This window comes from Streptomyces sp. BF23-19, from assembly GCF_041106355.1.
Lineage (GTDB): Bacteria > Actinomycetota > Actinomycetes > Streptomycetales > Streptomycetaceae > Streptomyces > Streptomyces virginiae_A.
Window position 1 is genome coordinate 1 of sequence record NZ_JBGBPT010000111.1, and the last position, 26402, is coordinate 26402.

The window sequence follows — 26402 nt, forward strand, 5'->3', positions numbered from 1 at the left end:
CGTCCCCGCGCCCGTTCCGGGCGCCTGGCGCGGGCCCGGCGCCGGCCGGTACGGTCTCGCCGAGCGCGGCCACCGCCGAGGCCCGCACGGCCGGATCGGGGTCGGTCAGATACGGCGTGAGGGCGGCCAGGTCGGGCGACTCCTCGGCCAGGGAGAGCAGTTCGAGGATCCGGGGCGAGGCGCCCGGGGCGCTGCCGGGCACCGGCGCCGCCCGGGGGACCGGCGCGGCCTGCGCGGCCTGCGCGCGGGCCGCCGGGGCCGCCTCGCGGGGACCCGCCGTGGCCACCGGGACCAGGTCGACCTCGCCCAGGTGCCGCGAGGGGCCGCCGACCGGGGCGAACCCGTCGACCGGCACCAGGTACGGCTCCACCGGCCGGGCGGTGAACTCCATCGCCCCCGAGGCCGACTTGCGCAGGTCCAGGTGGTGCAGCCAGCCCGTGTCGTCGCGCTCCGGGTGGTCGAGCCGCTCGTGGTAGAGGCCCCAACGGGACTCGGTACGGGCCAGCGAGGAGCGGGCCGCCATCTCCGCGCAGTCCCGGATGAAGGACACCTCCGCGCACCGCATCAGCTCGTGCGCGGTCCTCGCGCCCATCTCCGCGATCTCGTCGGTCATCCGGTCGAACGCCGCCACGGCGAGCGAGAGCTTCGCGCCCGTCTTCGGCGGGGCCACGTAGTCGTTCACGAACCGCCGCAGTTTGTACTCCACCTGCGGCTGCGGCGGCCCGTCCGGGTGGCGCAGCGGCCGGTAGATCAGCTCGTGGGCCGCCGCCAACTGGTCGGCCGGCAGCGCGCCCTCGTAGGCCGTGTACCGGGCCGCGTCCCCGCCCGCCAGATCGCCGAAGACGAACGCCCCGATCATGTAGTTGTGCGGTACGGAGGCCAGGTCCCCGGCCGCGTACAGCCGCGGCACCGTGGTGCGGGCGTGGTCGTCGACCCGGACCCCGGACGCCGAGTGGCCGCCGCACAGCCCGATCTCCGAGATGTGCATCTCGATGTCGTGCGTGCGGTAGTCGTGACCGCGGCCCGCGTGGAAGGTGCCGCGCGTCGGCCGCTCGGTGGTGTGCAGGATGGACTCCAGGGACGCCACCGACTCCTCCGGGAGGTGGCTGAGCTTGAGGTACACCGGGCCCCGGTCGGAGGCGAGTTCGGCCGCGAACTCGGCCATCATCTGCCCCGACCAGTAGTCGGAGTCGACGAAGCGCTCGCCGTGCCGGTTGACCTGGTAGCCGCCGAAGGGGTTCGCGACGTACGCGCACGCCGGCCCGTTGTAGTCCTTGATCAACGGGTTGATCTGGAAGCACTCGATCCCGGTCAGCGCGGCGCCCGCGTGGTAGGCCATGGCGTAGCCGTCGCCCGCGTTGGTCGGGTTCTCGTACGTGCCGTACAGGTAGCCGGAGGCCGGTAGTCCGAGCCGGCCGCACGGGCCGGTCGCCAGGACCACCGCCCCGGCCCGCACGGTCACGAAGGCCCCGGTGCGGGTGTTGAAGGCGGCCGCGCCGATCGCCCGGCCGTCCTCGGGCGAGGTGAGGACCCGGACCGGCATCACCCGGTTCTCGATCCGGATCCGCTCGCGCATCTCGCGGCGCCGCAGCTGCCGGTAGAGGACCTTCTTGACGTCCTTGCCCTCGGGCATGGGCAGCACGTAGGAGCCCGAGCGGTGGACCTGGCGCACCGCGTACTCGCCGTGCTCGTCCTTCTCGAACTTCACCCCGTACGACTCCAGGCGCTGCACCATCGCGAACCCGCGGGTGGCGGTCTGGCGGACCGTGGACTGGTCGACGATGCCGTCGTTGGCGCGGGTGATCTCGGCGACGTAGTCGTCGGGCTCGGCGCGACCGGGGACGACGGCGTTGTTGACCCCGTCCATGCCCATGGCGAGCGCCCCGGAGTGGCGTACGTGCGCCTTCTCCAGGAGCAGGACCCGCGCGCCGCGCTCGGCGGCGGTCAGCGCCGCCATCGTGCCGGCGGTGCCGCCGCCGATGACCAGGACGTCGCAGGAGAGTTCCTCGGCGTCGCCGATGGCGGGGATGTCCATGGTGCGGCCCTTCAGAGTGAGTTGATGATCTGCTGCCGGAGCCCGGCGTAGGAGGCCCCGCGGTCGCGCGGCCGCGGTACGGGCACCACCCGCGCGGCGGCGAGCAGTGCGACGCGGTCGCCGAGGAACAGCGCCTCGTCCACGTCGTGGGTGACGAAGACGACGGTCGCGCCGGTGCCCGCGAGGACGTCCACGAGGAGGTCCTGCATCTCGGCGCGGGTCTGGGCGTCGAGCGCCCCGAAGGGTTCGTCCATCAGGACGGCGCGCGGGCGCGCGGCAAGGGCGCGGGCCAGCTGCACGCGCTGGCGCTGCCCGCCCGAGAGCTGGTGCGGGTACTTGTGCGCGTGCCCGTCCAGGCCGACCCGCTCCAGCCACTCCCCGGCGATCCGCCGCCGGGCCCGCCGGGCGGCACGGGACGGATCGAACACGGGGGAGCGGCCGTGCCGGTCGGGCACCGCGCCCTTCTCCTCGGACGGGCCCCGCGAGCGCCCTATGGCGAGCGGGAGTTCGACGTTGGCCCGGACCGTGCGCCAGGGCAGCAGGGCGTCGTCCTGGAAGACCAGCGCCCGGTCGGCGTCCGGGCCGCGGACCGGGGCGCCGTCCTGTTCCACCACGCCGTCGAGCGGCGGCAGCAGCCCCGCGAGGGTGCGCAGGAGCGTGGACTTGCCGCAGCCGGACGGGCCCACGACGGCGAGCACCTCCCCGGGCTCGACCGTCAGATCGACCCCGTCGAGCACCGCGTTCCCGCGGTGCCCGAGCCGGACGCCGCGCAGCGCGAGCCGCGCCCCGTGCGCAGCGGGGTGGTGCGCCGCAGCGCCGGGACCGGTCCGGGCATCTGCCTGGGTCAGGCTCATGGGGTCACCTCTCGGGTCTGCTCGGGGAAGGGCCCCGAGCCGGAACGCGGGCCGGTCGCGCCTGCCCGGGCCCCCGCCGGGTGCGGGGCCCGGGGCGATCGGCCGGGGCCCCGCCACGTGCGGGTGCGGGCGGCGGAGGACGGCACGGGGCCGGAGGAGTCGCGGGCCGGGAGCCACCGCGTCAGGCGGCGGCCCGCCCGCTCCACCGCGGTGGAGGTCAGCCAGCCCAGCGCGCCGATGGTGACCATGCCGACGAACACGCCGGGGTAGTCGATCACCGTGTAGTCCTGCCAGGTCCGGTAGCCCACCCCGTACTCGCCGGAGATCATCTCGGCCGAGATCACACAGATCCAGGCCACCCCGATCCCGACCGACAAGCCCCCGAAGATGCCCGGCAGGGCCCCCGGCAGCACCACCGAGAAGAGGATCCGGGCCCGCCCGCCGCCCATGGTCAGGACCGCCTCCTCCCACACCGGGGTCAGCGCCCCCACCGCGTGCCGCGTCGAGACCAGCACCGGGAAGAAGGCGGCCGTGCAGGTGATGAACACGATCCCCTGCTCGTTGGAGGGGAACAGCAGGATCGCCACCGGGACCAGCGCGATCGCCGGTACCGGACGCAGCACCTCCAACAGCGGGCCCAGCACATCGGCCGCGATCCGCGACCGGGCGATCGCCGTACCCACCGCCACGCCCAGGACCGCGGCGAGCGCGAAGCCCGTCACGATCCGGCGCAGGCTGGAGGCCAGGTCCTGCCAGAAGGGCCCGGTCCCGGCCCGCTCGGCGAACGCCCCGGCGACCTCGCCCACCGTCGGGAACTGCTCGAAGCGCAGCCACAGGTTCACGTCCAGCGAGGTCAGCCCCTGCCATACGAGCAGGGCCGCGCCGAGCGAGGCCGCCCGCAGCAACCAGCGGCCGCCCGTCATGACGCCAGGGCTCCGGCCTCGGCGAAGCTCACGATCCGCGCCCCGGATCCCTGGTGCGCGGCCACGTACGCCTTCGCGCCCGCGGGCGTGACGAAGGCCCGCAGCTCCGGCCCCTCGGCGACCCACACCGCCTTGTCCGCGAACCAGAGCGTGCCGGTCACCGCGTCCGGCACGTACGCCGCCCGGACGTCCGCGCCGCGCGCCGCCTTCAGCAGTTCGCGCGGCGAGTCGAAGGACTGCGTGCGGGCCTGGCCCTTCAGCCACAGCTCGGGGCGGGCGGCCACGGCCGCCGGGTACTGCTGAGCGCCCCGCAACGCCCGCGCGAGGGGCTCCGGGTCCACGAAGGCGTCCACGTCCACGCCGCCGACCAGCTTGGCGTCCTTCAGCACCGGCACGTCCTGCTTCAGCGCGTCGATGAGCTCCGGGCGCAGGGCCGGGTCGAAGGTCGCGATGCCGTTCGCCCCGTTGTAGAGGTACACCACCTCCGCGGGCAGTCCCGTCTCCTTCGCCACCGACTCGGCGGCCGCGACCGGCTCCGTGCGCAGGTGGTCGGTGGCCCGGCGCTGTGCCCGCAGGAAGTCGTCGAGCACGCCGGCCCGCTCCTTCGCGAACTTCTCCCGCACGGTGACCCCGTGGAAGGTCGGCAGGTTCAACTCGGCGCCGTCGTACAGGGCCTTGGCCCGGCCCTCGTACGCCAGCTGCCCCGGCCACGCCACGAACTGCGAGAGCGCGTCGACGCTGCCGGCCTGGAGGGCCGATGCGCCCACGCTGGGCTGCTGGTTGAGCTTCTCGATGCCGCTCGACGGGTCGATCCCGGCGCGCTGCAGAGCCCGTACCAGTGTCCCGTCCGCCGCCGATCCGACGCTTGTCGACACCTTCTTGCCGCGCAGGTCGGCCAGGGACTCCAGCTTCGACTCCGGTGCGGCGACCACGGTGTTGAGGCCGCCACGCAGGTTGTAGCCGGTCACGGAGACGAGGTGGGTGGGCTGCTTCAGTTCCTTGCCGCGCACCGCGTTGATGAGGAGCGGGAAGTCGCCCATCGAGCCGATGTCGATCTTCCCGGCGGTCATCTGCGCGGTGATGGGGGCGCCGGTGGCGTAGTCCTGCCAGTCCACCTTGTAGGTGACGCCGTCCTTCTTGCCGCGCGCGGCGAGTTCCTCCTCGAAGTAGCCGAGGGAGCGCAGCAGGGTGCCGGCGGTGACGGTGTTGATGGTCTTGGACTGGTAGCCGACGGTCACGGTGACCGTCCTGGAGTCGGCGGCCCCGGCCGAGCCCGAGCAGGCCGTGGCCACGGGGGCGAGGAGCAGGGCGAGCGCGGCGGGCGCCAGTGCCTTCGTACGCGTCTTGCGCATGGGGGAGGTGCCTTTCACCGGAGCAGGTAGGGCATGTTGACGGTGACCGCGCCGGTGGGACAGCGGGCGGCGCACGGGCCGCAGTACCAGCACTCGTCGACGTGCATGTAGGCCTTGCCGTCGTCCTCGCGGATCGCGAGCGAGTCGAGCGGACACATGTCGACGCAGAGCGTGCAGCCGTCGATGCACAGGGACTCGTCGATGGTCACGGGCACGTCGCCGCGCTGGGGGACCACAGGCATGGCTGTCTCCAGGAAGGTGGGTACGCAGAAGGTCGGAGGTCGGAGGGGAGCGGTGGGCCGGAGGGGAGCGGCGGGCCGGAGGCGGTCACAGACAGCGGCGCAGAAGGCCGCTCATGGTGATCCGGTCGCCGCGGAAGCGGATGAACTCCAGGTCCACGGGGCGGCCGTCGCCCAGGTGGGTGAGGCGCTCCAGCATCAGGACGGCGGCCCCGCGCGGGGCCTGGAGGACGGCGGCGGAGTGCGCGTCGGCGTTGACGGCCTCGAGGGTGATCTCGGCGTGGCCGAGCGGCTGCCCGGTCAGCTGCTCCAGGAGCCGGAAGACGTCGGTGTTCTCCAGGTCGCAGCCGAGCAGGCCGGCGCCGATGTCCATCGGGACGTAGGTGAGGTCGAGGGAGAGCGGCAGCCCGTTCAGGCGCCGCAGCCGTTCGATGTAGAGCACGTCCGCGTGCTCGGGCAGGCCGAGCCGCCCGGCGACCGGGGCGGGGGCGCGGACGGGGCCGACCGTACGGACCTCGTTGGTCACCCGGCCGTGCTCGTTCAGGGTCTCGGCCAGGCCTTGCAGGCGGTCCAGGCCGTGCGGGTACTTCTCGCAGACCACGACGGTGCCCACGCCCGGGCGGCGCTCCACGAGCCCTTCGCCGCGCAGCAGGTCGAGGGCCTGGCGGACGGTGTTGCGGCCGGCGCCGTAGGAGTCGGCGAGTTCGCCCTCCAGGGGGAGGACCCCGCCGGGGTGGCCGCCCGCCAGGATCTGGTGGCGCAGCAGGTCGGCGAGCTGCCGCGCCTGGTCCGCGCGCAGTCGCCGCCGGCGCGCGGCGGCGACCGGGACGGTGTGCGTGGCGGTTCGTTCGGCTGGCATGGCAGGGAACGTACCGGCGGTCCGGCGCCGGTGGTGTTGCCGCAGTGTTGCGCCACCTGACGGCGCTCACGCAGGGCTCTGAGCTGCGGTTTCGGCGGGGTGGCGGAAAGATCCGCCACCCCGCCGACCGAGGGATGGACTAGCGCGATCCCACGATGCGGCCGGTGACCTCGCCGAGGCCGACGCGCGTGCCGTCCGGGCCGGGGGCCCAGGCGGTGAGGGTGACGGTGTCCCCGTCCTCCAGGAAGGTGCGCTTGCCGTCGGTGAGCTCGATGGCGTCGCGGCCGTTCCAGGTGAGCTCCAGCAGCGAGCCGCGCTGGCCGACCTCGGGGCCGCTGACGGTGCCGGAGCCGAAGACGTCACCGGTGCGCAGGGAGGCGCCGTTGACGGTCATGTGGGCGAGCTGCTGGGCGGCCGTCCAGTACATGGTGGCGAACGGCGGCTGCGCCACCTCCTGCCCGTTGATGGAGACGGTGATGCGCAGGTCGAAGCCGCCGGGGCGGTCGAGGGCGGCGTCGTCCAGGTAGGGCAGGAGCGGGAAGTCGCGGGCGGGCGGGGCGACCCGGGCGGCGTCCAGGGCCTCCAACGGGGTGACCCAGGCCGAGACGGAGGTGGCGAAGGACTTGCCGAGGAACGGGCCCAGCGGCACGTACTCCCAGGCCTGGATGTCCCGCGCCGACCAGTCGTTGAGCAGGAACAGCCCGAAGACGTGGTCCTCGAACGCGCCCAGCGGCACCGGGGTGCCCAGCTCGGAGGGGGCGCCGACGACGAAGCCGACCTCGGCCTCGATGTCGAGCTTGACGGAGGGGCCGAAGACGGGCGCCGGGTCGGCGGGCGCCTTGCGCTGACCGGAGGGGCGCACGACATCGGTGCCGGAGACCACGATCGTGCCGGAGCGGCCGTGGTAACCGATCGGCAGGTGCTTCCAGTTGGGGGTCAGCGCGTCGCCGTCCGGGCGGAACATCTTGCCGACGTTGGTGGCGTGGTGCTCGCTCGCGTAGAAGTCGACGTAGTCGGCGACCTCGTACGGCAGGTGCAGGGTGACCTCGTCGAGGGGCAGCAGGTGCGGCTCGACGGTGGGGCGGTGGCCGGGGTCGGTCACCCAGGCGGTCAGCGCGCGGCGGACGTCGCGCCAGGCGGTGCGCCCGGCGGCCAGCAGCGGGTTGAGGGAGGCCTGTCCGAGCAGCCCGGCGTACGGGGAACCGAGCGCGGCCGCGGCCGCCCCCGCGTCGAGCACGTGTCCGCCGATGCGCACGCCGATTCGGCGGCGGCCTTCCGCGGCGGTCGAGAAGACGCCGTAGGGGAGGTTGTGCGGCCCGAACGGGTCGCCCTCGGGGACATCGAGGGGGCTCTGCTGGGGCATGGGGTACTGCCTCGCTTTCGACGCGGTCCGGGGGTGTCCCGGAAGACACGGTGCGGGACACGCTACTCAGGATCCCGCAGGAACGCGCGGGTACCCGGTCGGAGATGAAACACACCCCAGGACGACGCCCATGGTCAGGTATCCACAGTTCCGGTCATATCTGATCTTTTGGTGCGTGCTGTCGATCGAGGGCCTTACGGTCGGGGTTGTGCACTTCCCTGCCCCGCCTCTGTCCCGCTCGACGCTGGAGCGCGCCAAGTGACGGATGGGGCGTGCGGGAGGCCGGATTCGGGCTCAATTTGTAGGACTTGTCCAAAGGGGTCCGTATCCTAGGCGCCGTGACTTCCGCCCCGCCTCCGGCCCTTCCCTATGCCTTGATCGCCACAGATCTGGACGGGACTCTGCTGCAAGCCGGGGACACCGTCTCCGCCCGCTCGTACGAGGCACTCGCGACGGCGCGCGCGGCCGGTGCCCAGCACATCATCGTCACCGGACGCCCCGTCCCCCAGGTCCGACACGTCCTGGACCGGCTCGGCTACACGGGGCTCGCGGTGTGCGGGCAGGGCGCGCAGGTGTACGACGCGGCGCGCGGTCGCCTGCTGCGCTCCGTCTCCATGGACCGGGAGCTGGCCGAGGTGGCCCTCGGCAAGATCGAGGCGGAGATCGGCGAGGTCTACGCGGCGGTCAACCAGGAGGGGGTGGACGCGGAGATGCTGATAGGGCCGGGCTACCGGATGTGGCACCCCCACCTGCCGACGGTCCGCGTCCCGCGGCGCTGCGACCTGTGGTCGGCGCCGATCAACAAGGTGCTGCTCCAGCACCCGGAACTGGACGACGACGAACTGACCCGGGTGGCGCGGTCGGTGGTCGGCCACCTGGTGAACGTCACGATGGCGGGCGAGCACACGGTGGAACTCCAGCCGCCGGGCATCGACAAGGCGAGCGGGCTCGCGCGGGCGGCGGACATCCTCGGCGTGTCCCCGTCCGGGACGATCGCCTTCGGGGACATGCCGAACGACATCCCGATGTTCGCGTGGTCCGCCCACGGCGTGGCGATGGCCAACGCCCACCGCGAGCTGGTGGCGGTCGCCGACGAGGTCACCCTCTCGAACGAGGCGGACGGCATCGCGGTGGTCCTGGAACGCCTCTTCGGCTGACCGCCGGTTGCGGGGGCTCCGTCTCCACACCCCCGCCGCCCGCCAGGGCGGTTCCACCTGCTCAGCCCGCCGCCCGCGGCAACCGCCGCTCCCACGTCCGGTGGAAGACCACCTCGTCCCCCTCCCGGCACACCACCTCGTTCGACGTCAGGAAGCCGCCCTCGTCGCAGCGGATCTCCGACCGCGTCTCCACCCGCGCGTCCCAGCCCAGTTCCGGCCGGTGCAGCCGGATCCGCCACCGCGAGAACGTGCGCGCCGACAGCGCGTCCGCGTCCTGGATCTCGTACACCTCCTCCGCGTCCTCGGAGTACTCCAGCCCGTCCGGGAACACCCGCGTGCCCCCGTACCGCGGGTCCACCTCCAGCCGCCATGTCCCGCGCGCCACGTCCCGTACGACCAGCCGCTCCGGGCGCGGTTCGTCCAGCGTCGCCGGGAAGACCACCCCCAGCGGCTCCGCCTGCTCCGGAGCCTCGAAGACGATCCCGCCGTCCGCCGCGGAGCCGGCCCGCACCGGCAGGGTCAGCGCGCTGCCCGCCGGGTCCAGGGTCCAGCCGGCCTCGGACCCGGCCCGCGGCCAGATCCACGGCCAGTAGGCGGAGGACACGGCGAGCCGGATCCGGTGCCCCGGCGCGAAGGCGTGGCCGATGCCGTTCAGCTCGAAGGTGACGTCCTCGTACGAGCCCACCGGCCAGGGCAGCGCCCGGTCCCGGCCGCGGCGCGCGGAGAGGTTCAGCGCGCCCCGCGTGACCAGCGTCGAGGAGCCGTCCGGGGCGACGTCGCAGAGCCGGGCGATCACCTGCCCGTACGGCACGTCGAGTCGCAGCCGCAGGGTCACCGACGGCCGCCCCAGGATCTCCACCGGCTCCTCGCGCCCCACCGGGAACTCGAAGCAGGCCGATTTCGCGTCCTCCTCCCGCTGGTCCGGTGGCAGGTCGGCGTCGTTGCCGAAGGGGAAGAAGCGGCCCGCGTCCAGTCCGGTGTGCTGCGGGGATGCGACGTCCACGGGCGCGCCCTGGAACACGTAGGGGACGGGGATGACGGACGCCGAGGGCCAGGCCTTCTCGCCGACCCAGCGGCCCGGGAGCTCGTCGTACACCGTCGCCGGCGGGTGCGAGTCGCTGATCCAGGTGCGCAGCAGCGGCTCGTCCATCACCCCGTTGTCCGCACCCTTCAGCCAGTGGTCCCACCAGCGCAGGGTCTCCTGCAGGAAGCCGATGGCCGGTCCCGGCGGCAGGCCGCGGTCCGGGTACTGGTGCGACCAGGGCCCGATCAGGCCCCGTACACGGGCCGGCGGCAGGTGTTCGGCCAGCCGCAGCACGGTGTCCCGGTACGGGTCGTGCCAGCCGCCGACCGCGAGTACGGCCGCGCGGACGGCCGTGTAGTCCTCGCAGACGCTGCCGTGGCGCCAGTAGGCGTCGCGCGTCTGGTGGGAGAGCCAGGTGTGGACGAGGGGTTCCACCGCCTCCAGCCGGTCCAGCCACTGCCGGCGCCAGTCGTCGCCGACGAACCGCGGGTCCGGCGGCCGGGAGGCGAAGGCCAGCATCGTCGCCGCCCACGCGTGCATGTCCACGGCGAGCACCGAGCCGCCCATGTAGTGCACGTCGTTGTCGTACCGGTCGTCCGTCGAGCAGACGGTCACGATCGCCTTCAGGGGCTCGGGGGCCAGCGCCGCGATCTGGAGGGAGTTGAATCCGCCCCACGAGATCCCGAACATCCCCACCGACCCCGTGCACCACGGCTGCGCCGCCAGCCACTCCACCACCGCGACCCCGTCCGCCAGCTCACGGGCGTCGTACTCGTCGCCGGGCCGGCCGCCGCTGCAGCCGTGCCCGCGCACGTCCACCCGTACGGAGGCGTAGCCGTGGCCCGCGTACCAGGGGTGGCGCTGCTGGTCGCGCGGCGCGGTCCAGTCGGTGAGCCGGTAGGGGAGGTACTCCAGCAGGGCCGGGACCGGCTCGTCCGTCACCGGGCGCCAGATCCGGGCGTACAGCTCGACGCCGTCGGGCAGCGGGATCCGGACATCCTCGTGGGTGGTCCCGTACGGGAAGTCGGTACGGATGATCATCTGGTCTCAGCCGCCAATCGCCTCGGACGTTCTCCACGGACCCTTGCCCCCGGCCGCATCAGTGGACGGGGTGCATCGTGCGCCGCAGCCACGGCGCCATCGCCATCACGACCACGCCCGCCGCCACCGCGACGGCGCCGTTGAGGCCGAAGTGCAGGGGGTTCGACACCTGGCCGTAGAGCTTGACCACCTGCGCCTGGATGCCGTTGGCCGGCGCCAGGGAGAGGAACCACAGCGCCATCGTCTGGCTGCCGAAGGCCCGCGGCGCGAGTTTGCTGGTGGCCGACATGCCCGAGGTCTCCAGAGCACGGCCCGGTACGAACCGAGGATGCGGTCGGCGAGCCATCCGCCGGCGACGGATACGAGGTAGACCATGGTCCCGTAGGCCGCCGAGACGGAGGCGGCGGTGCCCGGGTCCATCCCCAGGCCGCCGTTCGCCACCGTGTCCGCGAAGTAGAGGACGAGGATGGCCTGCATGCCCAGGAACGAGAAACGCTCCCAGACCTCCGGTCCGGAGAGCGTGGCGAGGCCCCGGGGATGGCCGAGGAAGGCATGGTCGTCCCGGGGCGGTGGCCGGTCGGCCTCCGGATCCGCGGGTTCGTCCATATCGGTCGCAGTTCTGGGCAAAACGTATTCTCCGGTTGTTTCGGCTCCCCCCGAACATACCGGTGTGTATAGGACAGTGCGCGGGTGGTGGCCGGGAAGGCGCTCTCGGTGATCGAAAACAGACCCGATACGCTGGCTTGAGTGATGGCAGCGACACATCGACAATCCATGTGATCGTCAGCGTGATCGTCAGCAGACAGGAGTACCCCTCGTGACCGTCGTCGGGCCGTTCGGACTGAGCGTGCGGGACCAGGCTCTTGAAACCGATGTCCAGGCCGGACTGGCCGCCGTCGAGGCGGGTCTGCTGGAAGCCACCAAGAGCGAAGTCCCCTTCATCACCGAGGCCGCACAACACCTGGTCCGGGCAGGAGGCAAGCGGTTCCGGCCGCTCCTGGTGATGCTCGCGTCCCGTTTCGGTGATCCCTACGCGCCCGGCATCGTGCCGTCCGCCGTCGTGGTCGAGCTCACGCACCTCGCGACGCTCTACCACGACGACGTGATGGACGAGGCGGACGTCCGCCGCGGGGTGGAGAGCGCCAACGCCCGCTGGGGCAACTCGGTGGCCGTCCTCACGGGTGACTTCCTGTTCGCCCGCGCCTCGCACATCCTGGCCGACCTCGGGCCGGAGGCCGTACGCATCCAGGCCGAGGCCTTCGAGCGGCTGGTGACCGGCCAGATCCTGGAGACGGCCGGCCCGCGCGACGGCCGCGACCCCGTTTCCCACTACCTCGACGTCATCGCCGGCAAGACCGGCTCGCTGATCGCGGTCTCCGGCCGCTTCGGCGCGCTCATGTCCGGCGCCGACGAGTCGGTCGTCGACATCCTGACCCAGTACGGCGAGCGGCTCGGCACCGCCTTCCAGCTCGCCGACGACGTCCTCGACATCGCCTCCGACGCGCACGAGTCCGGCAAGACCCCGGGCACCGACCTGCGGGAGGGCATCCCGACGCTGCCCGTGCTGCGGCTGCGCGAGATGGCGGCCCAGGGCGGCGACCCGGCGGACCTGGAGCTCGTGGAACTCCTGGACGGCGACCTGACGGACGACGCCCGCCACGCCGAGGTGCTCACCCGGCTGCGGGCGCACCCGGCCCTGGAGCGGGCCCGCCGCGACACCATCCAGTACGCCGAGGACGCGCGGGCCATGCTGGCCCCGCTGCCGGAGTGCTTCGCCAAGTCGGCGCTCGAAGAGCTCTGCGACGCGGTGGTGCACCGCGCCGGGTAGCGGCCATGACTGCGGAACGGGCCCTTCCGCCCCGGCGACCCCTACGGGTCGGGGGAGAGGGGCCCCTTCCATGTCATCCCACGGGCGTACGCCGAGTTGCGTCCGGGGACTGACGCCCCAGGCCCGCCGATTTGGTCAGATGGAGTCATCAAACCCCACCAGATCGGGTGAGCGCGGCGACACGGTGGTCACCGCAGTCGACACAGAGGGCAGGGCACTGACATGGCACCGAACACCAAGACTTCCCGCAAGGCCGCCCGGTACGCCGTACCGGTAGCGGTGGCGGGCGTGGCCGCGGCGACCGTTGCGATGGTTCCGGCCTTCGCCAACGCCGGCGGGCCCGACCTGCCGAAGGTGACGGCGCAGCAGCTCATCGAGAAGGTCGCGGCCTCGGACGTGCAGCAGCTGTCCGGCACCGCCCGGATCACCACCGACCTGGGGCTGCCGAAGATCGCGAGCGGGCTGCTCGGCGGCGGGGGCATCGCGGGCGGCTCCGCCAACCCGGAGGACAAGGTCGCCCAGCTGGCGAACGGCAGCCACACCCTGCGCGTGGCGGCCGACGGCCCGGACCGCCAGCGGCTGACCTTCCTCGACGGCAAGGACGAGTACAGCCTCATCCACAACGGCGACGACGTGTGGGGCTACGACTCCAAGTCGAACGAGGTCTTCCACGAGAAGAACGCCGAGGCCGGCAAGGGCAAGGACGGCGGCAAGGAGCACAAGACCGGCGACCGGCTGGCCGCCTCGCCGCAGAAGCTGGCCGAGGAGATCCTGACGGCCGCCGGCCCCACCACGGACGTCAGTGTCGGCGACACCGCGCAGGTGGCCGGGCGCGACGCCTACCAGCTGGTGCTGAAGCCCAAGCAGAGCGGCTCCACGGTCGGCTCGGTCCAGATCGCGGTGGACGCCAAGAACGGCGTGCCGCTGCGCGTGCAGCTGCTGTCCGCCCAGGGCGGCAAGCCGATCGTGGACGCCGGCTTCACCAAGGTGGACTTCGCCAAGCCCGCCGCCGACACCTTCGCCTTCACCGCGCCCAAGGGCGCCAAGGTGACCGAGGGCGTGGACGAGGCGGGCAAGGGCGGTGCGAACGAGCACTGGAAGGCGCTGGAGTCCTTCCCGGGCCTCGGTGGTCTGGCCGGTGGCGCGGGCGGCAAGGGCGACGTGAAGGTGCTCGGCGAGGGCTGGTCGACCGTCGCCCGCATCGACTCGGGCGTCAACCGGAGCCTGAAGGACCTGGAGAACGACAAGAACGCCCCGAAGCAGGCCAAGCAGTTCCTCGACTCCCTCGGGGACAAGGTCACCGGGAAGTTCGGTGAGGGCCGTGTCCTGTCGACCCGCCTCGTCAACGCCCTGATCACGGACGACGGCAAGGTCTACGTCGGCGCGGTCACCAAGGACGCGCTGGTGAAGGCGGCCGACGCCAACAAGTAGTCGCGGGTCGGACGAACCGTCGCGAGGGTGGGCCGGGGACTGTGTCCCTGCCCACCCTTGCGGCATTCCGGCTGCCCGTACAGCGCACCCGCTGTACGGTGTTGGACATGTCGAGACACGTCACCATCCGCCTGGACGAAGAGTTCCACGAACGCCTGAAGGCACGTGCGGCGGCACTGGGGACGACGGTCACCGCGCTGATCACCGAGGTCACAGAGCGCGAACTCGACGAGGATCGGAAGAACTTCCTCTCAGGCATAGAGGAGTTCGCCGATCACTGGAGCTACTTCCAGCAGCGGTTCGGCAATTGAAGATCACCATGGAGTGGGCCTGGACGGCTCTGGCCCACCACCTCCCGTCCGATCCCGCCGTGTGGGATCCCTCCGGGGTGGCCGCCGCGGTCGCCCGGCACCAGAACGACCTCGTCCTCGTGCCCGAACAGCCCGCCCCGGACACCGCGTGGCGGGCCGCCGCGTTTTTGCACACCCTCGCGGTGTGCCCGGCGCTGGAGTCCCCGATGAACGAGTTCTACGCGGCCGCCGCGACCCGCTCGTACCTGCGGGTGGCCGGGGCGAAGCAGCTGCCCTCGCCCGAGGAGCTCGGCGATCTGGTGGAGGCGGCGAAACTGGGCCGCGCGGACATCGCGGCGGTGGCCGAGGAGCTGCGTGCCCGCATCCAGGGGCCGCTCGAGGCGTCCTCGCAGGCGCACGCCGAGGACGCCTGACGCCTGAGCTCCGGCACGATCGGATCGGATGGGATCGGATCGTGCCGGAGCCGTGGATCGGTGGGCCGGAAGACTAGAAGGTGATCTTCCAGCTGTTGATGTAGCCGACGTCCTGCGCCGCCGTGTCCTTGACCCGGAGGTTCCAGACCCCGTTGGCGACCTCGCCGGAGGCGTTCACGGTGTACGTCTGGACCAGGTTGTCGGCGCTGCCGCCGCTGCGGTTGTGCAGGTTGTAGACGCTGCCGTCGGGGGCGACCAGGTCGACCACCAGGTCACCGCGGTATGTGTGGACGATGTTCACGTCGATCTTGGTGGTGGCGGGCGCGTTGCCCGTCACACCGGAGACCGTGATCGGCGAGGACACCGCCGCCGCGGGGGAGTCCGGGATGTTCACGTCCGCCGTGTTCTCGAAGGACTGGCCGGGCGGGACCGGAGTGGCCGCCCCGAGGGTCCAGATCGCGTAGGCGACGGCGTCGGAGTTGCGGTCCAGGGCGGTGTCGTTGATGTTCGTCAGGCTGTCGCAGGAGGAGTGGTAGCACCGGTCGAAGGCCTGACCGGAGGTGCCGCCCCACTTCTGGGCCTGCGCCGCCGTCTTCGTGTAGTCGGCGCCGGAGAACAGGCCGCCGACGGGGATGCCCGCGTTCTTGAAGGGGGCGTGGTCGGAGCGGCCGTCGCCCTCGGTCTCGATCTCGGTCGGGACGCCGAGGCCGGCGTAGTAGTTCTTGAAGGTCTGCTCGATGGTCGGGTCGTCGTCGTAGACGAAGTAGCCCGGGTTCGGCGAGCCGATCATGTCGAAGTTCAGGTAGCCGGAGATCTTCGCCTTCTCGGCCGCCAGCAGGTTGTTGACGTAGTACTTCGAGCCGATCAGGCCCAGCTCCTCCGCGCCCCACCAGCCGAAACGCAGGTGCTTGGTGGGCTGTAGACCGGCCCGGGAGACGGCGAGGGCGGTCTCCAGGACGGCCGCGCTGCCGGAGCCGTTGTCGTTGATGCCGGCGCCCGCGGTCACCGAGTCCAGGTGCGACCCGGCCATCAGGACCGAGTTCGGGTCGCCGCCCGGCCAGTCGGCGATCAGGTTGTAGCCGGTGGCGCCGCTGGAGGTGAAGGTCTGCAGGGTGGTCGTGAAGCCGGCCGCGTCGAGCTTGCCCTTCACGTAGTCGATCGAGGCCTTGTAGCCGGCCCTGCCGTGGGCACGGTTGCCGCCGTTGTTGGCGGCGATGGTCGAGAGCTGCGACAGATGGGCCTTGACGTTGGCCAGCGGGATGTCGGGCGGTGTCGGTGCCGCGGCGACCGCCGACGGGGCGGCGAGTGCGGCGGGGACGGCGGAGGCGAACAGGCCGGCGACCGCGAACGCGGTCACGGCAGCAAGGCGCCGAGAGACGGACAGGCTCATGTGGGGGCTCCGGGATTCCGCGGGGATATGACGGAACGGGTGGGGATAGAGCAGGTGAGCGTTAGTGCGTCAGTGCGAGCCTGATGTTCAGCGAGAGTATGACTGTCCGTCAAGACCACAATTCGGTCAGGGCAGTTCGGAAAACGGACGATCCCCGGTACGGGTGGTCCGTACCGGGGATCGTGGGGGTGAAGGGTTTGCCGGCGCGAGCCCCGCTGGGGGCCGCGCCACGCGCCTCTCGGGGGGCGTTACGCGGGCTCGCGGGTCGGCGTCGCCAGGAGGGTCGGCGCCGCCGCCGCCAGCCTGGCCCGGGACCGCCGCGCCGTACGCAGCGCGTCCCAGGTGAGGAGCACCAGCGCCGCCCACACCAGGGAGAAGCCGGCCCAGCGCTCGGGCGGCATCGCCTCGTGGAAGTACAGGACACCGAGCCCGAACTGGAAGACCGGGGCCATGTACTGGAGCAGCCCCAGGGTGGACAGCGGAACCCGGATCGCGGCCATCCCGAAGAACACCAGCGGGATCGCGGTGACCAGGCCGGTCGCGGCCAGCAGCAGCGCGTGGCCGACACCGTGCGAGGCGAAGGTGGACCGCCCCTGAGCGCCGAGCCACAGCACGTAGCCGAGGGCGGGCAGGAACAGCACGGCCGTCTCGGCGGCCAGCGACTCCAGGCCGCCCATGTTGAGCTTCTTCTTGATCAGCCCGTACGTGGCGAAGGAGAAGGCGAGGACCAGCGAGATCCACGGCGGTCGCCCGTAGCCGATGGCGAGCACCAGCACGGCGACGAAGCTGAGACCGACCGCCACCCACTGGGCGCGGCGCAGCCGCTCACCGAGCACCAGCACGCCGATGGCGATGCTGACCAGGGGATTGATGAAGTAGCCGAGGCTGGCCTCGACGACGTGCTCGTTGTTGACGGACCAGATGTACAGGCCCCAGTTCACGCTGATCACCGAGGCGGCCAGCGCGGTCAGGCCGAGCTTGCGGGGCCGGCGGAGCAACTCCCGTATCCAGCCCCAGCGGCGCAGCGCGAGCAGCGCCAGACCGACCACGGCCAAGGACCACACCATGCGGTGGGCGAGGATCTCGACCGCCCCGGAGGGCTTGAGGAGAGGCCAGAAGAGGGGCACCAGCCCCCACATCCCGTAAGCGCCGAATCCGTAGAGCAAACCCGTGCGCTGCTCGTTCTCTGCCTTCACGGGGCCTCCTGTGCGACTTCCAGCCAACTTCACCGACGGTATCGCCGTACGGCCCGGATGTCATGCCCGTAATTGCGAGATACTCATGACATCTTTCGGGGTCCGCGAGGCCCGGGCGCGCCGGACGCGACGGAGCCCGGATCCTGGAGCGGGATCCGGGCTCCATCGCGTGCGGGAAGGCGCGCGCTAGCCGACGACGGTCCAGGTGTCGTTGCCGGCCAGCAGCGCCCCGAGGTCGCCCTTGCCGCTGCGGTCGATGGCCGCGTCGAGCTGGTCGGCCATGAGGGTGTCGTAGACGGGCCGCTCCGCGCTGCGGAACACCCCGATCGGGGTGTGGTGCAGCGTGTCGGGGTCGGCGAGGCGGGAGAGCGCGAAAGCGGTGGTGGGGCTCGCGTTCCGCGCGTCGTGCACCAGGATCCGCCCCTCATTGGCCGCGGTGACCTCGACGACCTCCAGGTCCCCGGTGGCCGGGTTGCGTACGACACCCTTCGCGTTGTCCGTGCCGAAGCGGATCGGCTGCCCGTCCTCCAGCCGGATCACCGCCTCCAAGGCCTGGTCCTTGTCCTTGAGGACCTCGAAGGCGCCGTCGTTGAAGATGTTGCAGTTCTGATAGATCTCCACGAGCGCCGTGCCCTGGTGGTCGGCCGCCTGGCGCAGCACCTCGGTGAGGTGCTTGCGGTCGGAGTCGACGGTCCGGGCGACGAAGGAGGCCTCGGCTCCGATCGCCAGCGACACCGGGTTGAAGGGCGCGTCGAGCGAGCCCATCGGCGTCGACTTGGTGACCTTGCCGACCTCGGACGTGGGGGAGTACTGGCCCTTGGTCAGCCCGTAGATCCGGTTGTTGAACAGGAGGATCTTGAGGTTGACGTTGCGGCGGAGGGCGTGGATGAGGTGGTTGCCGCCGATGGACAGCGCGTCGCCGTCGCCGGTGACGACCCAGACGGACAGGTCGCGGCGGGAGGTGGCCAGGCCCGTGGCGATGGCCGGGGCGCGGCCGTGGATGGAGTGCATCCCGTAGGTGTTCATGTAGTACGGGAAGCGGGAGGAGCAGCCGATGCCCGAGACGAAGACGATGTTCTCCTTCGCGAGGCCCAGTTCGGGCATGAAGCCCTGCACCGCGGCCAGCACGGCGTAGTCACCGCAACCGGGGCACCAGCGGACCTCCTGGTCCGACTTGAAGTCCTTCATCGACTGCTTGCTCTCGGCCTTCGGTACCAGCGAGAGCAGGGTCCGCTCCCCTTCGGTCACCTCAGTCATCGATGGCCTCCTTGAGAACCGTGGCGAGCTGCTCCGCCTTGAACGGCATTCCGTTGACCTGGTTGTACGACTGCGCGTCGACCAGGTATTTCGCCCGGATCAGGGTGGCGAGCTGCCCGAGGTTCATCTCCGGCACCACTACCTTCTCGTAACGCTCCAGGACCTCGCCGAGATTCCTGGGGAAGGGGTTGAGGTGGCGCAGGTGGGCCTGGGCGATGGGGAGTCCGGCGCTGCGCAGCCGGCGGACGGCCGCGGTGATGGGGCCGTAGGTGGACCCCCAGCCCAGGACCAGGGTGGTGGCGCCGTCCGGGTCGTCGACGTCGATGTCGGGGACCTGGATGCCGTCGACCTTGGCCTGGCGGGTGCGGACCATGAGGTCGTGGTTGGCCGGGTCGTAGGAGATGTTGCCGGTGCCGTCCTGCTTCTCGATACCGCCGATGCGGTGTTCGAGGCCGGGGGTGCCGGGGATGGCCCAGGGCCGGGCGAGGGTTTCCGGGTCCCGTTTGTACGGCCAGAACACCTCGGTGCCGTCGGCGAGGGTGTGGTTCGCGGCGGTGGCGAACTTGACCTTCAGGTCGGGCAGGTCGGCGACCTCCGGGATCCGCCAGGGCTCGGATCCGTTGGCGAGGTAGCCGTCGGAGAGCAGGAAGACCGGGGTCCGGTAGGTGAGCGCGATACGGGCCGCCTCGAGGGCGGCGTCGAAGCAGTCCGCCGGGGTCCGCGGCGCCACGATCGGGACGGGGGCCTCGCCGTTGCGGCCGAACATGGCCTGCAGGAGGTCCGCCTGCTCCGTCTTGGTCGGCAGGCCGGTGGAGGGGCCACCGCGCTGGATGTCCACGATCAGCAGCGGAAGCTCCAGCGACACCGCGAGGCCGATCGCCTCCGACTTGAGCGCCACACCGGGCCCGGAGGTGGTGGTCACCCCGAGCGCGCCGCCGAAGGCCGCGCCGAGCGCCGCGCCGATGCCGGCGATCTCGTCCTCGGCCTGGAAGGTCCGCACGCCGAAGTTCTTGTGCTTCGACAGCTCGTGCAGGATGTCCGAGGCCGGGGTGATCGGGTAGGAGCCCAGGTAGAGGGGCAGGTCGGCCTGCTGGCTCGCGGCGACGAGACCGTAGGAGAGCGCCAGGTTCCCGGAGATGTTGCGGTAGGTGCCGGTGGGGAAGGCACGGGTGGCGGGGGCGACCTCGTAGGAGACCGCGAAGTCCTCGGTGGTCTCCCCGAAGTTCCAGCCGGCCCGGAAGGCGACGACGTTCGCCTCGGCGATCTCGGGCTTCTTCGCGAACTTCTGCCGCAGGAAGGTCTCGGTGCCCTCGGTCGGCCGGTGGTACATCCACGACAGCAGGCCCAGCGCGAACATGTTCTTGCTGCGCTCGGCCTCCTTGCGGGAGAGCCCGAAGTCCTTCAGGGCCTCGACCGTCAGGGTGGTCAGCGGCACCGGATGCAGGTTGTAGGCGTCGAGGGAGCCGTCCTCCAGCGGCGAGCTGGCGTAGCCGACCTTGGCCATGGGGCGCTTGGTGAACTCATCCGTGTTGATGATGATCTCCGCGCCGCGCGGCAGGTCCGCGATGTTCGCCTTCAAGGCCGCCGGGTTCATCGCCACCAGCACGTTCGGGGCGTCGCCCGGGGTGAGGATGTCGTGGTCGGCGAAGTGCAGCTGGAAGGAGGAGACGCCCGGAAGGGTTCCGGCGGGCGCGCGGATCTCGGCGGGGAAGTTCGGCAGCGTCGACAGGTCGTTCCCGAAGGACGCCGTTTCCGAGGTGAAGCGGTCACCGGTGAGCTGCATACCGTCACCGGAGTCACCCGCGAATCGGATGATCACACGATCGAGGCGGCGCACTTCCTTGCCGCCGGGACTCTCCGGGGTGCGCTGTCCACCGACAATCGCACCCCCGGACCCGTCGGCCTGCTCGGCTGGGCTGCTGACCTGGCTGGTCACTGAACCGGACCTCCTTCGAGGCGTGACCCCCCGGGACCCACCCTACGACGGTAGGGATCAAGGCCCCCAGGAGCGGTCACATTCTGGACCGTAGGACCGCCCCTCGAGACGGCCCTGCCGGTATGCCGTATCTGACAGAGTGTCAGTCGATCATGATTTCAGGTAGGTGAGAACGGCCAGTACTCGCCGGTGATCCCCGTCACTCGGCGAAAGGCCCAACTTCATGAAGATGTTGCTGACGTGCTTTTCCACCGCTCCGTCGCTCACGACCAACTGCTTCGCCACGGCGGAATTCGTCCGGCCCTCGGCCATCAGCCCGAGCACCTCGCGCTCGCGCGGGGTCAGGCCCGCCAATACGTCCTGCTTCCGGCTGCGACCGAGCAGCTGGGCGACGACCTCGGGGTCCAGGGCCGTACCGCCCCGGGCCACCCGCACCACCGCGTCCAGGAACTCGCGCACGTCGGCCACCCGGTCCTTCAGCAGATACCCCACCCCGGTGGTCGAACCGGCCAGCAGTTCGGTGGCGTACTGCTCCTCCACGTACTGGGACAGCACGAGCACACCTATCCCGGGGTGGTCACGGCGTAGCCGCACCGCCGCCCGCACCCCCTCGTCGGTGTGGGTCGGCGGCATCCGTACGTCCGCCACCACCACATCCGGCAGCGCGCCCTCCGCCGCCAGGTCCGCCACCGTCTTGATCAGGGCCTCCGCGTCCCCGACGCCTGCCACGACGTCATGCCCCCGGTCGGTCAGCAACCGGGTCAGGCCCTCACGCAGCAGCACTGAATCCTCGGCGATGACCACCCGCACCCTGTCTTCCACGACTCAGCTGCTCCCGCGTCCACTCGTTCACGCACTACCTGACTCAGCCAAGCATCCCAGCCTTGAGTCCCGCTGAAGGCAGAGCCGGGACAACACGTCGCCGTACGAGGGGAGTTTTCGCGTACTGGAACGTCGCATACCGCAAACGGGCGCCACACGCGCCGGGAGTTGCGAAGGGCCGGACCATCCGGCCCGGCCCTTCCCTCGACGGCTCTTCCGCGCCCTAGGGGCGCCAGGGCAGCTCGGCCGTGACCGTGGTCCCGCCCCCGACGGGGGAGTCGACGACCAGCACCCCGTCCACGGCGTCCAGCCGCTCGGTCAGCCCCGCCAGCCCCGTCCCCTCCCGCGGCCCGGCCCCGCCCCGGCCGTTGTCGGCGACCTGGATCAGCAGCCGCTCCCCGGACTTCCACACGTCCACCGACGCCGACCGGGCCAGCGCGTGCTTGCTCACGTTCTGCAGCAGCTCCGAGACCGTGAAGTACGCGATCCCCTCGATCGCCGCCGCGGGCCGGGCCGGCAGATCCACGGCCACCCGTACCGGCACCGCGCACCGCGCCGCCACCGAGGACAGCGCCGCGTCCAGCCCCCGGTCGGTCAGCACGGCCGGGTGGATACCGCGGGCCAGATCACGCAGCTCCTGGAGGGCGATCTTCACCTCACCGTGCGCCTCGTCCACCATCCGGGCGGCGGCCTGCGGATCCTCGGTCAGCTTCTCCTTCGCCAGCCCCAGATCCATCGCCAGCGCCACCAGCCGGGCCTGCGCCCCGTCGTGCAGATCCCGCTCGATGCGCCGCAGGTCGGCGGCGGCGGTGTCCACGACCACCCCGCGGTCGGACTCCAGCTCGCTGACACGGGTGGCCAGGCTCGACGCCCCGAGCAGCCCGCCGACCATCACGCGGTCGACGGTGGTCAGGGCCCGGATCACCCAGGGCGTGGCGAGGGTGAGGGCCAGCCCGATCAGGCTGGTCAGGGCGATCGTGCCGGGCGAGTCGAGGTAGAAGGTGTAGTCGTCGTTCTGGAAGAGCTGCAGACCGGGCTGGTCGGTGAAGGCCGGGAAGACCCAGAACCACAGCGGGTACAGCAGGTACGCCCACCCGCACGCCCACAGCACCAGGGACAGGCAGAACGAGAACACCGCCCACGGGAAGTGGACGACCGAGTACAGCGCGTGCCGCCAGGCGCTCCCGCTCTTGAGCAGCGCACCCATGGCGGCGAGCGGACCGGCCTTCTTCGCCCGGATCGGCGCGGGGGCGGCGATGTCCACCCCGAGCAGCCCACGCACCCGGGCCCGCTCCACGCGCCCGAAGCCCCGGCACATGGCGAGCACACCGGCGAGGACCGGAACCCCGAGGAAGGTCACGAGCAGTCCGGCGCCGAGGCTCACGCCGGCGATGGTGAGCGAGAAGTACACCGTGCTCAGTGGCAGCCCGATCAGCAGGTACCCGAGCTCCCGCCAGGTCCGCCCCTCGACCGGAGCCCGCAGCACCGCGCCGATCCCGCCGCCCGCGCCTCTGCCGTTGTCCATGATCCCGACCCGCCCTTCCGGTCCTCCGATACCCCCTCACCCTGCCGCCCCCCGTCCCCCCACAACCATCCGGCGGGTCGGCATCTCCACCGGGGGGTTAACCCCACCAACGCAGCCAAGCCGGCACCGCCGATCCAGCCCGCCGCCGAATCCAGCCCCGCCGGCGTTTGAGGCGCGGGGTCCGGGGCGGAGCCCTGGGAAACGGCGGCGCGCCGGACACCCGAGTGGGACCCGGCTCATCCCCTGCGGCCCCGCCGGCGAGGCGCACGGCGGAGCCCTGGGAAACGGCGGCGCGCCGGACACCCGAGTGGGACCCGGCTCATCCCCCGCGGCCCCGCCGGCGAGGCGCACGGCGCCGGACACCCGAACGGGACCCCCGCCCACCCCGGACGGGAGTCCCGCTCACCAGCAACAGCACGAGGCCGGGGCCCCGAGCCCCTACCCCCGGTCCCGCCACGGCAGCTCGGCCGTGACCACGGTCCCCACCCCGGCGGGCGAGTCCACCACCAGTACCCCGTCCACCGCGCCCAACCGCTCCGCGAGCCCCGCCAACCCACTCCCCCCGGAGGGACTCGCTCCGCCCCGCCCGTCGTCCGACACCCGGATCATCAGCCGCGCCCCCGCCCGCCACACCTCGACCGTCGCGCCCCGCGCCCCCGGCCCCGCGTGCTTGCTCACGTTCTGCAGCAGCTCGGACACCACGAAGTACGCGATCCCCTCGATCGCCTCCGCCGGCCGTGCCCGCGACGGGTCACCCGACGGATCGCCCGGCAGATCCACCGCCACCTTCACCGGCACCACACACCGCGCCGCCACCGACGACAGCGCCGCGTCCAGCCCCCGGTCCGTCAGCACCGCCGGGTGGATCCCCCGCGCGAGGTCCCGCAGCTCCTGCAGCGCCAGCTTCACCTCACCGTGCGCCTCGTCGACCATCGCCGCCGCACCCTCCGGGTCCTCCAGCAGCTTCTCCTTCGCCAGGCCCAGCCCCATCGCCAGCGCCACCAGCCGGGCCTGCGCCCCGTCGTGCAGGTCCCGCTCGATGCGCCGCAGGTCGGCCGCCGCCGTGTCGACGACGACCCCCCGGTCGGATTCCAGCTCCGCGATCCGCCGCTCCAGGTCGTCGGAGGGCGACAGCAGCCCCCGTGCCATCGCCCGGTCCACGTTCGCCATCAGCCGCACCAGATACGGCAGCACCGGCCACAGCACGAACAGGCCCGTGAGCGCTACCGTGAAGGTGAGTACTCCCCACGGCAACCGGATCAGCTGGTACAGCACCGTCCGCCAGCCGACCGGGTCCTTGATGCTCGTCCACAGCCAGGGGAAGAATCCGCCGGACCGCTTCGGCCCGGGGATCGGGGTCGGCTCGTCCACCCGTACGCCCAGCAGCCCGCGGGCGCGTGCCCGGTCCAGCCGTCCCAATTGCCGAGACAGATACAGACCGCACGCGAGCAAGGGAATTCCGACCGCGGTCACGGAAAGACCGCCGGCGGTGGAAACCATGACAACCGCGTAAACGAATCCGACGATCGCCAGCGGCAGGTTGCTCACGAGATAGGCGATCTCCTTCCACGTCACGGCGCTGAAGACGGCACGTACGGGGGGAGGTCGATCGTTGTCGGGTACGGCATGGCTCATGGTCATGCGCCACACCCTGTCAAGTACGACCCGCTGATGCCATGGGGTGGCCGGGGTGCTGTGAACGGGGGATAACCCCACCCCGTGTGAGGCAGGCCCTAGACTCCCGTCCGTACCAGATCGTCGACAGTGACCGAGGAGCGAGGAACGGACGTGCCTGAACCAACGGTATCGACCGTAACCGTGCTCGCGGCGGACTACTTCCGGAGTTATTCGGTCGTCGGTCTACTGGCCGCCCTCGGTGTGCTTTTCGTGGCCGTCGCCTTCGGCGCGGGCCGCCTGCTGCGGCCCGTCGTCCCGACGCCCGAGAAGCTGCTGACCTACGAATGCGGTGTGGACCCGGTCGGCGAGGGCTGGGCGCACACCCAGGTCCGCTACTACGTCTACGCGTTCCTCTACGTCATCTTCGCCGTCGACTCGATCTTCCTGTTCCCGTGGGCGACGGTGTTCGCCGCCGCCGGTTACGGCGCCACGACCCTGGTGGAGATGTTCATCTTCCTGGGCTTCCTGGCCGTCGGCCTGCTCTATGCGTACAAGAAGGGCGTCCTCGAATGGACGTGACACCGGCTGTGACGCCGACCGAGGGCGTGCTGCTCCCGGAGCCCAAGCGCCTCGGAGTCCTCTCCCGCCTGGCCCCGGAACCGATGAAGGTGGTCCTGAACTGGGGCCGCCGGTACAGCCTGTGGGTCTTCAACTTCGGCCTGGCCTGCTGCGCGATCGAGTTCATCGCCGCGTCCATGGCCCGGCACGACTTCATCCGGCTCGGTGTGATCCCCTTCGCGCCGGGTCCCCGCCAGGCAGACCTGATGATCGTCTCGGGCACCGTGACGGACAAGATGGCCCCGGCCGTGAAGCGGCTCTACGAGCAGATGCCGGAGCCGAAGTACGTCATCTCCTTCGGCGCCTGCTCCAACTGCGGCGGCCCGTACTGGGACTCGTACTCCGTGACCAAGGGCGTCGACCAGATCATCCCGGTCGACGTCTACGTGCCCGGCTGCCCGCCGCGTCCCGAAGCCCTTCTCCAAGGCATCCTCAAGCTCCAGGAGAAGATCGCCCGCGAGTCGCTGGCCGAGCGCTACGCCGCCGGGCCGTCCGTGGCCCAGCTGACCAGCGGCTTGGTCACGCCCCCGCCGGCACCCGCGCAGGGGGCGGGCACGTGAACGTCTACGACTCCCTCCCCGACGCGGCGCCGACGGTCTTCGGAGCCGAGGCCGTCGCCGAGTTCTCGTACGACGTCCTCACGGTGGACGTGCCCGTCGGCAGCTGGATCTCCGCCCTCGAAATCGCCCGGGACAAGCTGGGCTGCACCTACTTCGACTGGCTGAGCGCGGTGGACGAGCCCGGCACCGGCTTCCGGATCTGCGCGCACGTCGTGTCGCTGGAGAACCACCGGGTACGCCGACTGCTGATGCGCACGACGGTCCCGCACAGCGCCGCCTCCCTGCCGTCCGCGGTCGCCGTCTACGCCGGGGCGGAATGGCACGAGCGCGAGACCTTCGAGATGTTCGGGGTGACCTTCACCGACCACCCGCACCTCGTCCCGCTCCTCCTCCCCGAGAACTTCGAGGGACACCCGCTGCGCAAGGACTTCGTCCTGGCCGCGCGCGTCGCCAAGGCCTGGCCCGGTGCCAAGGAGCCCGGCGAGGCGCACGACCCGGACGCGCCCAAGCGCCGCCAGATGCTCCCGCCGGGCGTACCGGACCCCAACGACTGGGGCCCCATGAAGGGCCAGCTCCCGCCGGCCCCGGCCCGTCCGGCCCGCACCGCGCGTGCGCCCGGCGCGGCGGGCGCCGCCGCGCGCACCCCGCGCG

The 26402-nt window shown here is 71.7% G+C and carries 23 protein-coding genes and 1 pseudogene; 8 read left to right on the plus strand and 16 right to left on the minus strand.

What is annotated here, in order from left to right; genetic code table 11:
* From AB8A24_RS38700 to fahA, 7 genes are all read right to left on the minus strand, one after another.
* On the minus strand, nt 1–2035 hold a 2035-nt coding region (locus AB8A24_RS38700), incomplete at its 3' end, for a fumarate reductase/succinate dehydrogenase flavoprotein subunit (protein ID WP_369478838.1).
* Between the two features lie 11 nt (nt 2036–2046).
* The gene (locus AB8A24_RS38705) at nt 2047–2889 is read right to left on the minus strand and encodes an ABC transporter ATP-binding protein (RefSeq protein WP_369478839.1); all 843 of its coding nucleotides are present in this window, start codon (nt 2887–2889) and stop codon (nt 2047–2049) included.
* A complete protein-coding gene (locus AB8A24_RS38710) occupies nt 2886–3812 on the minus strand; it encodes an ABC transporter permease (protein ID WP_369478840.1) in 927 nt (308 codons plus the stop codon). The genes AB8A24_RS38705 and AB8A24_RS38710 overlap by 4 nt, the downstream gene beginning before the upstream one ends.
* On the minus strand, nt 3809–5164 hold the full coding sequence (locus AB8A24_RS38715; protein WP_328962101.1) for an ABC transporter substrate-binding protein: 1356 nt from the start codon (nt 5162–5164) through the stop codon (nt 3809–3811). The genes AB8A24_RS38710 and AB8A24_RS38715 overlap by 4 nt, the downstream gene beginning before the upstream one ends.
* 14 nt (nt 5165–5178) lie before the next feature.
* A complete protein-coding gene (locus AB8A24_RS38720; protein ID WP_109778462.1) occupies nt 5179–5406 on the minus strand; it encodes a ferredoxin family protein in 228 nt (75 codons plus the stop codon).
* 85 nt (nt 5407–5491) lie between these two features.
* Nucleotides 5492–6262, minus strand: coding sequence for a GntR family transcriptional regulator (locus AB8A24_RS38725; RefSeq protein WP_030722266.1), 771 nt, complete (start codon nt 6260–6262; stop codon nt 5492–5494).
* A gap of 139 nt (nt 6263–6401) precedes the next feature.
* Nucleotides 6402–7625: a fumarylacetoacetase gene (fahA, locus tag AB8A24_RS38730; protein WP_328962100.1), complete on the minus strand. Its 1224-nt coding sequence runs from the start codon at nt 7623–7625 to the stop codon at nt 6402–6404.
* Between the two features lie 338 nt (nt 7626–7963).
* Between fahA and AB8A24_RS38735 the strand changes: the two genes are divergently transcribed.
* Nucleotides 7964–8782, plus strand: coding sequence for an HAD family hydrolase (locus tag AB8A24_RS38735; RefSeq protein ID WP_328962099.1), 819 nt, complete (start codon nt 7964–7966; stop codon nt 8780–8782).
* Nucleotides 8783–8843: 61 nt separating this feature from the next.
* Here the strand turns inward: AB8A24_RS38735 and AB8A24_RS38740 are convergent, their stop codons facing one another.
* Nucleotides 8844–10847 carry a CocE/NonD family hydrolase gene (locus tag AB8A24_RS38740; protein WP_328962098.1) on the minus strand — a complete coding sequence of 668 codons (2004 nt, stop codon included), beginning with the start codon at nt 10845–10847 and terminating at the stop codon, nt 8844–8846.
* A 58-nt stretch (nt 10848–10905) separates the two neighbouring features.
* Nucleotides 10906–11453: pseudogene (locus tag AB8A24_RS38745) on the minus strand (hypothetical protein).
* Between the two features lie 211 nt (nt 11454–11664).
* On the opposite strand from AB8A24_RS38745, the gene AB8A24_RS38750 reads away from it, so the two are divergent.
* The 4 genes from AB8A24_RS38750 to AB8A24_RS38765 all read left to right on the plus strand — a co-directional run bounded on the left by AB8A24_RS38750 (nt 11665) and on the right by AB8A24_RS38765 (nt 14830).
* Entirely contained in the window at nt 11665–12675 is a 1011-nt protein-coding gene (locus AB8A24_RS38750) for a polyprenyl synthetase family protein (RefSeq protein ID WP_033224186.1), read from the plus strand.
* 222 nt (nt 12676–12897) lie between these two features.
* Complete coding sequence (locus AB8A24_RS38755; protein WP_369478841.1) at nt 12898–14106, plus strand: outer membrane lipoprotein carrier protein LolA; 1209 nt, start codon at nt 12898–12900, stop codon at nt 14104–14106.
* Nucleotides 14107–14213: 107 nt separating this feature from the next.
* Nucleotides 14214–14417 (plus strand): ribbon-helix-helix domain-containing protein, encoded by a 204-nt coding sequence (locus AB8A24_RS38760; RefSeq protein ID WP_234314053.1) that lies wholly within the window; start codon nt 14214–14216, stop codon nt 14415–14417.
* Nucleotides 14414–14830, plus strand: a complete 417-nt coding sequence (locus AB8A24_RS38765; protein ID WP_328962096.1) for a hypothetical protein — start codon at nt 14414–14416, stop codon at nt 14828–14830. The genes AB8A24_RS38760 and AB8A24_RS38765 overlap by 4 nt, the downstream gene beginning before the upstream one ends.
* 73 nt (nt 14831–14903) lie before the next feature.
* Here AB8A24_RS38765 and AB8A24_RS38770 read toward each other — a convergent pair whose 3' ends face one another.
* The 7 genes from AB8A24_RS38770 to AB8A24_RS38800 form a co-directional block, all read right to left on the minus strand.
* Complete coding sequence (locus AB8A24_RS38770; protein ID WP_369478842.1) at nt 14904–16220, minus strand: M28 family metallopeptidase; 1317 nt, start codon at nt 16218–16220, stop codon at nt 14904–14906.
* Between the two features lie 248 nt (nt 16221–16468).
* Nucleotides 16469–17416: an EamA family transporter RarD gene (rarD, locus tag AB8A24_RS38775; protein WP_369478843.1), complete on the minus strand. Its 948-nt coding sequence runs from the start codon at nt 17414–17416 to the stop codon at nt 16469–16471.
* Between the two features lie 186 nt (nt 17417–17602).
* Nucleotides 17603–18673, minus strand: coding sequence for a 2-oxoacid:ferredoxin oxidoreductase subunit beta (locus AB8A24_RS38780; RefSeq protein WP_369478844.1), 1071 nt, complete (start codon nt 18671–18673; stop codon nt 17603–17605).
* The gene (locus AB8A24_RS38785) at nt 18666–20609 is read right to left on the minus strand and encodes a 2-oxoacid:acceptor oxidoreductase subunit alpha (protein ID WP_328962092.1); all 1944 of its coding nucleotides are present in this window, start codon (nt 20607–20609) and stop codon (nt 18666–18668) included. The genes AB8A24_RS38780 and AB8A24_RS38785 overlap by 8 nt, the downstream gene beginning before the upstream one ends.
* A 150-nt stretch (nt 20610–20759) precedes the next feature.
* Entirely contained in the window at nt 20760–21419 is a 660-nt protein-coding gene (locus tag AB8A24_RS38790) for a response regulator transcription factor (RefSeq protein ID WP_033224230.1), read from the minus strand.
* Between the two features lie 235 nt (nt 21420–21654).
* Complete coding sequence (locus tag AB8A24_RS38795; RefSeq protein ID WP_369478845.1) at nt 21655–22956, minus strand: sensor histidine kinase; 1302 nt, start codon at nt 22954–22956, stop codon at nt 21655–21657.
* Nucleotides 22957–23394: 438 nt separating this feature from the next.
* The gene (locus AB8A24_RS38800) at nt 23395–24597 is read right to left on the minus strand and encodes a sensor histidine kinase (protein ID WP_369478846.1); all 1203 of its coding nucleotides are present in this window, start codon (nt 24595–24597) and stop codon (nt 23395–23397) included.
* Nucleotides 24598–24744: 147 nt separating this feature from the next.
* Here AB8A24_RS38800 and AB8A24_RS38805 point away from each other — a divergent pair, with 147 nt between their 5' ends.
* The 3 genes from AB8A24_RS38805 to AB8A24_RS38815 form a co-directional block, all read left to right on the plus strand.
* Nucleotides 24745–25152 carry an NADH-quinone oxidoreductase subunit A gene (locus tag AB8A24_RS38805; RefSeq protein WP_030012240.1) on the plus strand — a complete coding sequence of 136 codons (408 nt, stop codon included), beginning with the start codon at nt 24745–24747 and terminating at the stop codon, nt 25150–25152.
* Complete coding sequence (locus AB8A24_RS38810; RefSeq protein WP_369478847.1) at nt 25143–25751, plus strand: NADH-quinone oxidoreductase subunit B; 609 nt, start codon at nt 25143–25145, stop codon at nt 25749–25751. The genes AB8A24_RS38805 and AB8A24_RS38810 overlap by 10 nt, the downstream gene beginning before the upstream one ends.
* Nucleotides 25748–26402: NADH-quinone oxidoreductase subunit C (locus AB8A24_RS38815; RefSeq protein ID WP_369478848.1), on the plus strand; the 655-nt coding region annotated here is incomplete at its 3' end. The genes AB8A24_RS38810 and AB8A24_RS38815, both read left to right, overlap by 4 nt.

Coding starts and splice junctions, on each gene's coding strand:
- AB8A24_RS38705 (WP_369478839.1), bottom strand. CDS start 2,889: ATGAGCCTGACCCAGGCAGATGCCCGGACCGGTCCCGGCGCTGCGGCG.
- AB8A24_RS38725 (WP_030722266.1), bottom strand. CDS start 6,262: ATGCCAGCCGAACGAACCGCCACGCACACCGTCCCGGTCGCCGCCGCG.
- AB8A24_RS38740 (WP_328962098.1), bottom strand. CDS start 10,847: ATGATCATCCGTACCGACTTCCCGTACGGGACCACCCACGAGGATGTC.
- AB8A24_RS38720 (WP_109778462.1), bottom strand. CDS start 5,406: ATGCCTGTGGTCCCCCAGCGCGGCGACGTGCCCGTGACCATCGACGAG.
- AB8A24_RS38710 (WP_369478840.1), bottom strand. CDS start 3,812: ATGACGGGCGGCCGCTGGTTGCTGCGGGCGGCCTCGCTCGGCGCGGCC.
- AB8A24_RS38755 (WP_369478841.1), top strand. CDS start 12,898: ATGGCACCGAACACCAAGACTTCCCGCAAGGCCGCCCGGTACGCCGTA.
- AB8A24_RS38795 (WP_369478845.1), bottom strand. CDS start 22,956: ATGGACAACGGCAGAGGCGCGGGCGGCGGGATCGGCGCGGTGCTGCGG.
- AB8A24_RS38780 (WP_369478844.1), bottom strand. CDS start 18,673: ATGACTGAGGTGACCGAAGGGGAGCGGACCCTGCTCTCGCTGGTACCG.
- fahA (WP_328962100.1), bottom strand. CDS start 7,625: ATGCCCCAGCAGAGCCCCCTCGATGTCCCCGAGGGCGACCCGTTCGGG.
- AB8A24_RS38770 (WP_369478842.1), bottom strand. CDS start 16,220: ATGAGCCTGTCCGTCTCTCGGCGCCTTGCTGCCGTGACCGCGTTCGCG.
- AB8A24_RS38760 (WP_234314053.1), top strand. CDS start 14,214: ATGTCGAGACACGTCACCATCCGCCTGGACGAAGAGTTCCACGAACGC.
- AB8A24_RS38810 (WP_369478847.1), top strand. CDS start 25,143: ATGGACGTGACACCGGCTGTGACGCCGACCGAGGGCGTGCTGCTCCCG.
- AB8A24_RS38800 (WP_369478846.1), bottom strand. CDS start 24,597: ATGACCATGAGCCATGCCGTACCCGACAACGATCGACCTCCCCCCGTA.
- AB8A24_RS38715 (WP_328962101.1), bottom strand. CDS start 5,164: ATGCGCAAGACGCGTACGAAGGCACTGGCGCCCGCCGCGCTCGCCCTG.